The sequence below is a fragment of the Erythrobacter sp. genome (genome assembly GCF_038133525.1).
In the GTDB taxonomy this organism is placed as follows: Bacteria; Pseudomonadota; Alphaproteobacteria; order Sphingomonadales; family Sphingomonadaceae; genus Qipengyuania.
The window spans coordinates 1-8,446 of the sequence record NZ_JAYPTL010000088.1; the positions used below are offsets into that span (position 1 = coordinate 1).

The following is an 8,446-nucleotide window of genomic DNA, read 5'->3' on the forward strand; positions in this document are numbered from 1 at the left end:
CGTCAGGCTCATAACCTGAAGGTCGTTGGTTCAAATCCAACCCCCGCAACCACCGTATTTGACCAAAAGCCCGCCGTTCCCTCGTGGAACAGCGGGCTTTTGTCGTTTGGGGCGCTCGCGAAGGCTTGGCGTGGCCGGATTAGCGCGGCACAGAGGGCGCATGAGAAAGCTCACGCCCCTCGACCACGACGGCCGCGCCCGTATGGTCGATTTCCCGCATAAACCTGACACCAAGCGCCGCGCCGCGGCCAGCGGGACGCTGAGCTGCGCCGCGGCGACTCTCGAGGCGGTTCTGGAAGGGCGTGCACCGAAAGGCGCGGTCATATCGACCGCGGAGCTGGCTGGCGTGATGGGCGCCAAGCAGACATCGAGCCTCATCCCCCTATGTCACCCCCTGCCTCTGGCCAAGGTCGGCGTGACGATTACGCCAGATGCGTCGCTTCCCGGCTTCCGCGTCTCGGCTGAGACGGTGACGACCGGACCAACTGGTGTCGAGATGGAAGCCTTGACTGCGGTATCGACTGCCTGCCTGACGCTGTTCGATATGCTCAAGGCGATCGATCGGACCATGGTGATCGGGGAGATCCAGGTTGAGGAAAAGACTGGGGGAGCGTCCGGGAACTGGACGCGCGGGGATAGTACAAGCCAATGATTGATAACGGGGATTTACTGACCGGCTGCGAAGCTGCTTGCGCCGCGGCACGGGGTTACCTGGACCAGTTCCGTGATGCGGTAAGTGAACTGGTCAGCAAGGATGGACGGCTGAACGCCCAAATCCTGGAGCGCGAGCAACGCAAGGTTCACGCTTTGGCTTGGGCGGCAACCACGGTGGCGGCACTCGAGGCGACGCTCGATTGGGCGCGCCGGGCCACCCATGCTGGCCGCTTCGGCGAGATGGAAGCGCTGATCCTTGAGGTGGGTTTCGGCGAATACCTCGGTCAATTGATCGGCGGGCTCAGCATGAGCCAGAGCGAGATCTTCCGCCCGCACGAAATCGGGCTCTCCAAAGCGGCCGCGGCACTGGCCTCGGACCCCGCTGTTGGGCAATTCCTGAAGGCCGGGAGCAATGCCACCAATCGTCAGCGTCTTTCTGAATTCGCAGCCGAAGGCGTCCGCCCTGACGAAGCGCTCGATGACGAAACGCTCGATCTCGTCCGCAACCAGTTCCGAGCCTTCTCGGCAGAACGGATTGCTCCGCATGCCCATCGCTGGCACCTGGAAGACCAACTTATTCCCATTGAGGTCATCGAGGAGATGGCCAGCCTTGGCGTCTTTGGCGTCTGCATTGCCGAGGAGTTCGGCGGCCTTGGCATGGGCAAGCTCGCCATGTGCCTGGTTTCAGAGGAACTTTCCCGCGGATGGATTTGTGCGGGTTCGCTGGGTACGCGGTCCGAGATCGCGGGCGAACTGATCGGTGCCAACGGAACCGCCGAGCAGAAGGCACGCTGGTTGCCGCGGATTGCCGACGGATCGATCCTGCCGACCGCCGTGTTCACCGAACCCGACACCGGATCGGACCTTGCATCGGTCCGCACGCGGGCATCGCGCAACGCGGAAGGGGATTGGGAAGTCCGCGGTGCCAAGAACTGGATTACCCATGCTGCGCGCGCGGACCTGATGACCATGATGGTCCGCACAGATCCCGACACCCCTGGCTATGGTGGCTTGTCGATGCTGATCGCCGAGAAGACCCGCGGGACGGAGGAAGAGCCTTTCCCCGACCATGGCATCTCGGGCGGCGAGATTGAGGTGCTCGGCTATCGCGGAATGAAGGAGTACACGCTCGGCTTTGACGGCTTCCGTGTGGCTGCAGACGGATTGCTGGGCGGTGAAGAGGGTCAGGGTTTCAAGCAACTCATGCGCACCTTCGAGGGTGCCCGAATTCAGACCGCAGCCCGTGCCATCGGCGTGGGATGGAATGCCTTCGATCTGGGGCTGCAATATGCGCTCGATCGCAAGCAATTCGCCAAACCACTGCTCGCTTTCCCGCGCGTCTCGGACAAGCTGGCATTGATGCTCGCTGAGCTCGTGATGGCCCGCGAGCTCACCTATTCGGCGGCGCGCCACAAGGACAAGGGCGAGCGTTGCGACATTGAGGCGGGAATGGCCAAGCTGCTTGCTGCCCGCGTCGCCTGGAGCAATGCGGACAATGCCGTTCAGATCCACGGCGGCAACGGCTACGCGCTCGAGTATGAGGTGAGCAGGGTGCTCTGCGACGCGCGTATCCTCAACATCTTCGAGGGTGCCGCTGAAATCCAGGCACAGGTGATCGCGCGGGGCCTCCTACAGGAACAGCGCGGCTAGCAATTGACCGCAGTGGCGTAGGCTCGGCAGAATACCTCCACTGCCGCGGCTATCCGCGCTCGGTCCTGTTCGGGATCGGTCGGCTGGCCGTACCTTCGATCAAGATCGCCCATGCCCTTGCACATGCTGGCGAACTGCTCGGCCGCCAGCGCCGGGTCTTCGACCTGCAATTCCCCGGCATGGTGCATCGCGGTTATGAATGCCGTGAAGGCGCGTTTCATGCGATGCGGGCCGGCAGTGAGGAAGGCCAGGCCGATTTCGGGATCGTGCTCGGTCTCCGCTGCAATGCGCCGATCGAACTGGATCATTTCTTCGCGCGACAGGAACGAAACCATCGCTTCGCCGATCATCGTAAGCCGTTCGCGCAGCGTACCACGGGCAATATGCGCTATGTCGAAATTCTGACGCATGATCTCACACTGCTCCTCGACGGCAGCTGCGAACAGAGCGCGCTTGTCGCCGAAGTGATTGTAAACAGTAACTTTCGATACGCCGGCGTCGGCTGCGATCTGTTCGATAGAAGTCGCCGCGAAGCCTCTCTCGAAAAAGGCATCGCGCGCGGCGGCGACAATCGCCTCGCGCTTGGCCGTATCTGCCGGCCGACCCAATTTCTTTACCTCGCTTGACAAAGTGAACGGTCCCGTTCAGTTGAACGTCATCGTTCATTAATGAACGAATCACGCGAGGAAGGCAAGCGAACCCATGTTATGGATCGCCATCCGCATGCTGACGGGCGATGCCCAGAAGTTCTACGGGCTGGTCTTCGGCATTGCTTTCTCGACCCTGCTGATCACCCAGCAGCTGACGATTTTCGTCAACCTGATCGAACGCGGGGCGAGCGGAACCTACAATGTCGCCAACGCCGATGTCTGGGTGATGGACAAGGTCAGCCGCACGACCGACGTCAATTACCCGATGCCGGCAACCGCGCTCGACAAGGTACGCAGCGTCCCCGGCGTGGAATGGGCAGTGCCACACTTGCGCGCGGCAGCTTCGGTTCGTTCGGGCGACGGCGACCTTGAGGGCGTGGCGATCATCGGGGTGGACGATGCCACCTTGATCGGCCTGCCCAAGCGCATGGCCGAAGGGAGTATCGATGTGCTCTCGCAGCCCGACAGTGTGATCATCGACGATACGGGCGTGGTTCGCCTGTTCGAGGATGGTCGCAGCCCGATTGGCGAGAGGCTGGAACTCAACGATCAGCGGGCAGTGATCCGAGGTATCGCGGATGCCATTCCCACCTTTACCAGCCAGGTCACCCTTTACACCAAATACAGCCAGGCGCTGCGATATGTCCCGGGCACGCGCAACCGGATGAGCTTCGTTCTGGTCGGAGCGCAGGACGGCATCGATCCCAAGGCCCTGGCAGAGCGGATCGAAGATCAGACGGGATTGCGAGCCCGCACCCGCGACGAATTCGCCCAGGACGGCATCGACTTCATAATCGAGAACACCGGAATCCCCTTCAATTTCGGAATTACGGTGGTGCTCGGCTTTATCGTGGGCGTGGCCATCGTCGGGCTGACCTTCAGCCTGTTCATCCGCGACAACATCAAGCAGTTTGGCGCCCTGAAGGCGATCGGCGTCACCAATGCCAAGATCCGCCGCATGGTCGTGACTCAGGCCGCACTGGTCGGCCTGATCGGCTACGGTCTGGGTGTGCTTGGTACGGTGCTGTTTGTCGGTGCCTTCCTCGACAATCCTTTCTTCAAGGGCTTCTACGTCCCCTGGCAGATACCGCTGGTCAGCCTGCTCGCAGAGATCATCATTCTCGGGGCGACCGGTTGGCTGGCCTTGCGCAACGTGCTCAAGACCGAACCCGCTTCGGTGTTCCGCTGATGGGTACGATCATGGATACCAGCGCAATCGGCGGCTGCAGGCCCGAAGCGGCAATCTGCACACGCGGGGTCACGCGCGATTTCAAGGCGGGCCAGCAGGTGCTGACCGTATTGCACGGGATCGACCTGGATGTCCGTCAAGGTGAACTGACCTACCTGGTCGGAGAAAGTGGGTCGGGAAAGACGACCCTGATCTCGATCATGTGCGGGATACTGTGGCCGACGCTGGGTGAAGTGAAAGTGTTCGGAACCGACATCTATGCGCTGGATGATACCGCCCTGGTCGAATTCCGCCTGCGGAACATCGGCTTCATCTTCCAGCAGTACAATCTCATTCCCTCGATCGATGCGGCCAGCAATGCAGCGGTGCCGCTGATCGCACAGGGGATGGATCGGCACGAGGCGCGCGAACGTGCCGTCGCCATGCTCGCCAAGCTCAATATCGCCGACCAGGCCGATAAACTGCCGAACCAGCTTTCGGGCGGTCAGCAGCAACGCGTGGCGATCGCGCGCGCACTTGTGCACGAACCGCGCCTGGTGGTCTGCGACGAGCCGACCGCAGCGCTCGATGCCGCGTCGGGCCGCCGGGTCATGGACCTCTTGCGCGATGTTGCCGTGGCGCCAGACCGCGCCTGCATCATCGTCACCCACGACAATCGCATCTTCGACTTCGCCGACCGTATCCTCGTGCTCGAGGATGGCCGCGTTACGCACGACGGCAAGCATATGCCTGAAGGACACTGACATGGCGTTCGACTGGAAAAATCTCAGCTTCTCAAGGCAGATACTGCCGGTCATCGCGGTGATCGGGCTGCTCGTGGCGGTGTACATCATCACCACCGGACTGCCGGATCGCCAGCTTGCCGAACCCGAACGCGAGCCTCCGCGGGCCCCCGCCGCGCTGGCTGCAGCCGCACGCGTTGCGGGATCGGGCGTGGTCGAACCATCGAGCGAGGTGATTCAGATTGGATCGGCCCTGTCCGGCCTTGTTACCGGCCTGATGGTTCAGCCGGGCGATCGGGTGGCGGAGGGGCAGGTACTCTTCACCGTCGATGATCGCGCGGTTCGTGCGCAATTGCGCGAAGCACAGGCTGCCATTGCAGAGGCGCGCGCCGCTATCGCCGAGGCGCAGACCGCCCAGGCCACTGCTTCGCGTCAGCTGGCGCTCTACCGCAACGTCGATGATCCCGCAGCGGTGAGCCGCGCGGAGGTGATCCGCGCAGAGGGTGAAGCGAGTGGTGCGAGCGAGCGCTTGCGGCTTGCGCAGGCTCGCCTGCAAGCGGCCGAGGCACGCGCAGGCTCCGCCCGGACCGAGATCGCGCGCCTCACCGTGCGGGCGCCGATCGCCGGTGAAATCCTGGCGGTCAACATTCGCAAGGGCGAATATGTCAGCACCATGGGCGGCGGGGGTAGCCTACCCTTCATCGAAATGGGCCAGACGCAACCGCTCCATGTCCGCATCGATATCGACGAAGAACAGGCACCCCGGCTCGCGATCGGCGCCCCCGCGACGGTGAGCCCGCGCGGTGCCGCGGAGCGTCAGGTGCAGGCGAAATTTGTCCGCGCAGAACCGCTGGTGGTGCCTAAGCGCTCGCTCACCAACAGCGCTGCCGAACGCGTCGACGTGCGTGTGCTGCAGGTGATTTACGAACTGCCCGAGACCGATGGGCTGTTTCGTGTCGGCCAGCAGGTTGACGCCTATATCGCCGCAAAGGATGCGCAGAAGTGACGCTGCGCGGGCTCCTTACTGCGGCCAGCGTACTGACACTGGCGGCGTGCGTTGCCGGACCACCGCCGGAAATTGCCACGCCTGCGCCAACTTTGCCGCCGACTTTCTTCTATGCACCGGACAGGTCCGAAGCGGCTGAACTTGGCTCGCTGTTGCCTTGGGAGGATGCGGGTTTCGACGCGCTCGCGCAGCAGGCCCTGGCATATTCCCCCACCTTGGCAGAAGCGATCGCTCGTATTGAGCAGGCACGCGCCGGTGCGGGTCGGGCGGAGGCAGAACGACTGCCGTCGGTGGGAGCCAATACATCCGTCACGAGTACGCGGACAAATCCCAACCAGTTCTCCTCCAGCCTTCCCCCCGGAATATCCTTCGATACCGAGCGAGTATCCTATGCGGCAAACCTCACTGCGCGCTGGGACCTGGATATCTTCGGCCGCCTGAAGGCGCAGCAGCGCGCCGCCCTCGCACGGGTGGATGCTGCAGATGCCTCGGCGCGCGGTGTGCGCATTGCTCTTCTCTCGGAAATCGCGGCGAGCGTTATCGACTGGCGCACGCTCGAAGCCCGCGAGAAGGAAATCCGCAGCGATCTCGTAGCCGCGGAGGATCTTGCTCGACTGGCAGGCGTTCGTGAACGGGCGGGTATCGCGCCGGGTTTCGATCGTGTCCGGGCGGAGAGCTCGGCTGCGACCTCGCGCAGCCGCCTGTCTGCACTGGCGAGCGAACGGGCCCGGCTGGTCGGCAGGCTGGTGGCTCTGACTGCTCAACCGACAGCGCAAGTTCAGGCCGCATTGGCGAAAAACGATGGGGCGCTCGATTTGCCTGCAGCCCCACCTACACTTCCGTCCACCCTTCTGGCCAATCGACCAGACGTGCTGGCAGCCGCCGCAACGCTAGCGGCCGCAGATGCCGAACTGGCGGCGACAGCGCGCAAGCGGTTTCCGGTGTTCGATCTTTCCGGTGCGCTTGGTCTGCTTGCGTTCGGGATCGGCGATCTGTTTGACAGCGAGTCAGTCGTCGGCTCACTCGCAGGAACGATTGCTGCGCCCTTGCTCGACTTCGGGCGGATCCAGTCAGAAATCGACGGCGCGGCAGCCGAAAAGAAGGCTGCGTTTGAGAGCTATCGTGGCGCGGTCTACACAGCGCTGGGCGACGCGGAAGCAGGCTATGGCCTGGTTGCTGCCGCCGATAGCGAGGCACAGGCCGCGGCAGATGAGGCCAACAGCCTCCAGCGCGCGGCACGTCTGGCGAATACCCGCTACGAAGCGGGCCTTGCCGATTTCCTCACCGTACTCGAGGCGCGTCGCGCAGCCGACGCCAGCGGTGAGCGAGCGGCCGCGGCTCTGGGCCGCGCCCGCCGCGCCCGCATCTTGTTATGGCAGGCGCTAGGCGGGAGTGACTGGTCCTAGATCGTTGCCCCTCCGTCGACGACGATGGTCTGGCCCGTGGTCCAGCGCGCTGCGGGAGAGGCGAGATAGACGGCTGCGCCCGCGATATCTTCCGGCTCGCCAATGCGGCGCATGGCCAGTGCCTTTTCGGTCGCGGCAAGTGCTTGCGGATTATCCCACAGGGCCTTGGCGAAATCGGTCTTCACCAGGCCTGGCGCGATTCCGTTGACGCGGATGCCGTGTTGGCCGTTCTCCGCCGCATAATTGCGCACCAGCTGGAAGTCGGCGGCCTTCGAGATGCAATAGGCCCCGATAGTCGTCGAAGCGCGCAGGCCACCGATTGAGCTGATGATGACGATGGCGCCGTCGCCCTTGGCCCGCATATCGGGGAGAGCCAGTTGGATCAGCCAGTGGTTCGATATGACGTTATTGTCGAGGATCTTGCGGAACTGTTCGTCTGCAATGCCGTCCATCGATCCGTAGTAGGGGTTGCTCGCCGCATTGCAGACCAGAACGTCGATCGGTCCGAGCGAGGCCTTGGCCTGAGCGAATAGGTCCTCCAACTGCGCCTTCTCGGATATGCTCGCGGCAATCGCGATTGCCGTGCCTTCACCATGCTTGGCGTTGATCGACGCAGCGACTTCTTCACAGGCCTCCTGCTTGCGGCTGGAGATGACCACCCGCGCACCTTGCGCGGCCAGTCCTTCGGCGATGGCGCGGCCGATGCCGCGGCTCGATCCTGTGACGATGGCGACTTTCCCAGTTAGGTCGAAAGTGGACATGTGATTCTTCCCTCCATTGCGAAACGAATAGGGCCCGGCATCTTGCGACGCCGGGCCCCTGTTGTCGGTATTCGCGTGCCTTTAGAAAGCGGCGCGTACCGTGATACCATAGGTCCGCGGCTCTGCAAGGAACGCAGAGTAAGTCTGCTGCGGAGCAACGAACGGCGTGTTGAACGCCACCTGCGTGTAGTCCTTGTCGAACAAGTTGTTTGCCCAGAGCTCGAGGGCCCACTTGCCGTCGGGTCCGGTCACGCCGACGCGGCCGTTCACGACCACGTAGCTATCCTGTTCCTTGCCGTAGAGCAGGTCGGAACCGGTGTTGTAGTCCCCGGTCGAGCGTGCGTTAATGAAGAACAGGCCCGACAGACCCGAATTGCCGATCGGCGGGGTCCAGCTGAGCGAGGCCGT

Annotated in this window: 8 protein-coding genes and 1 pseudogene; 6 read left to right on the plus strand and 3 right to left on the minus strand. The window is 63.1% G+C overall.

Annotated elements, in window-relative coordinates; all coding sequences use genetic code 11:
* Positions 1 to 160 precede the first annotated feature (160 nt).
* Both moaC and AAFM29_RS15720 read left to right on the plus strand, forming a co-directional pair.
* Complete coding sequence (gene moaC, locus AAFM29_RS15715; RefSeq protein ID WP_341713725.1) at positions 161 to 652, plus strand: cyclic pyranopterin monophosphate synthase MoaC; 492 nt, start codon at positions 161 to 163, stop codon at positions 650 to 652.
* Positions 649 to 2,304, plus strand: a complete 1,656-nt coding sequence (locus AAFM29_RS15720; RefSeq protein WP_341713726.1) for an acyl-CoA dehydrogenase family protein — start codon at positions 649 to 651, stop codon at positions 2,302 to 2,304. The genes moaC and AAFM29_RS15720 overlap by 4 nt, the downstream gene beginning before the upstream one ends.
* Here the strand turns inward: AAFM29_RS15720 and AAFM29_RS15725 are convergent.
* Positions 2,301 to 2,912, minus strand: a complete 612-nt coding sequence (locus AAFM29_RS15725) for a TetR/AcrR family transcriptional regulator (protein WP_341713727.1) — start codon at positions 2,910 to 2,912, stop codon at positions 2,301 to 2,303. The genes AAFM29_RS15720 and AAFM29_RS15725 overlap by 4 nt on opposite strands.
* Positions 2,913 to 3,006: 94 nt before the next feature.
* On the opposite strand from AAFM29_RS15725, the gene AAFM29_RS15730 reads away from it, so the two are divergent.
* Genes AAFM29_RS15730 through AAFM29_RS15745 form a run of 4 tightly spaced genes read left to right on the plus strand, consistent with a single transcriptional unit; the run spans position 3,007 to position 7,277 of the window.
* Positions 3,007 to 4,143, plus strand: a complete 1,137-nt coding sequence (locus tag AAFM29_RS15730) for an FtsX-like permease family protein (protein ID WP_341713728.1) — start codon at positions 3,007 to 3,009, stop codon at positions 4,141 to 4,143.
* Positions 4,143 to 4,886: an ABC transporter ATP-binding protein gene (locus tag AAFM29_RS15735; protein WP_341713729.1), complete on the plus strand. Its 744-nt coding sequence runs from the start codon at positions 4,143 to 4,145 to the stop codon at positions 4,884 to 4,886. Before AAFM29_RS15730 ends, AAFM29_RS15735 begins: the two co-directional genes overlap by 1 nt.
* A gap of 1 nt (position 4,887) precedes the next feature.
* Entirely contained in the window at positions 4,888 to 5,871 is a 984-nt protein-coding gene (locus tag AAFM29_RS15740; RefSeq protein ID WP_341713730.1) for a biotin/lipoyl-binding protein, read from the plus strand.
* Positions 5,868 to 7,277, plus strand: a complete 1,410-nt coding sequence (locus AAFM29_RS15745) for an efflux transporter outer membrane subunit (RefSeq protein ID WP_341713731.1) — start codon at positions 5,868 to 5,870, stop codon at positions 7,275 to 7,277. The genes AAFM29_RS15740 and AAFM29_RS15745 overlap by 4 nt, the downstream gene beginning before the upstream one ends.
* Here AAFM29_RS15745 and AAFM29_RS15750 read toward each other — a convergent pair.
* Positions 7,274 to 8,038 carry an SDR family oxidoreductase gene (locus tag AAFM29_RS15750; RefSeq protein WP_341713732.1) on the minus strand — a complete coding sequence of 255 codons (765 nt, stop codon included), beginning with the start codon at positions 8,036 to 8,038 and terminating at the stop codon, positions 7,274 to 7,276. The genes AAFM29_RS15745 and AAFM29_RS15750 overlap by 4 nt on opposite strands.
* Positions 8,039 to 8,119: 81 nt before the next feature.
* Positions 8,120 to 8,446, minus strand: a pseudogene (locus AAFM29_RS15755) (TonB-dependent receptor); the annotation flags it as partial.

What these genes read in the sequence shown, in the direction of transcription:
- moaC (WP_341713725.1), top strand. Translation starts at nt 161, where the DNA reads ATGAGAAAGCTCACGCCCCTCGACCACGACGGCCGCGCCCGTATGGTC.
- AAFM29_RS15720 (WP_341713726.1), top strand. Translation starts at nt 649, where the DNA reads ATGATTGATAACGGGGATTTACTGACCGGCTGCGAAGCTGCTTGCGCC.
- AAFM29_RS15730 (WP_341713728.1), top strand. Translation starts at nt 3,007, where the DNA reads ATGTTATGGATCGCCATCCGCATGCTGACGGGCGATGCCCAGAAGTTC.
- AAFM29_RS15735 (WP_341713729.1), top strand. Translation starts at nt 4,143, where the DNA reads ATGGGTACGATCATGGATACCAGCGCAATCGGCGGCTGCAGGCCCGAA.
- AAFM29_RS15740 (WP_341713730.1), top strand. Translation starts at nt 4,888, where the DNA reads ATGGCGTTCGACTGGAAAAATCTCAGCTTCTCAAGGCAGATACTGCCG.
- AAFM29_RS15750 (WP_341713732.1), bottom strand. Translation starts at nt 8,038, where the DNA reads ATGTCCACTTTCGACCTAACTGGGAAAGTCGCCATCGTCACAGGATCG.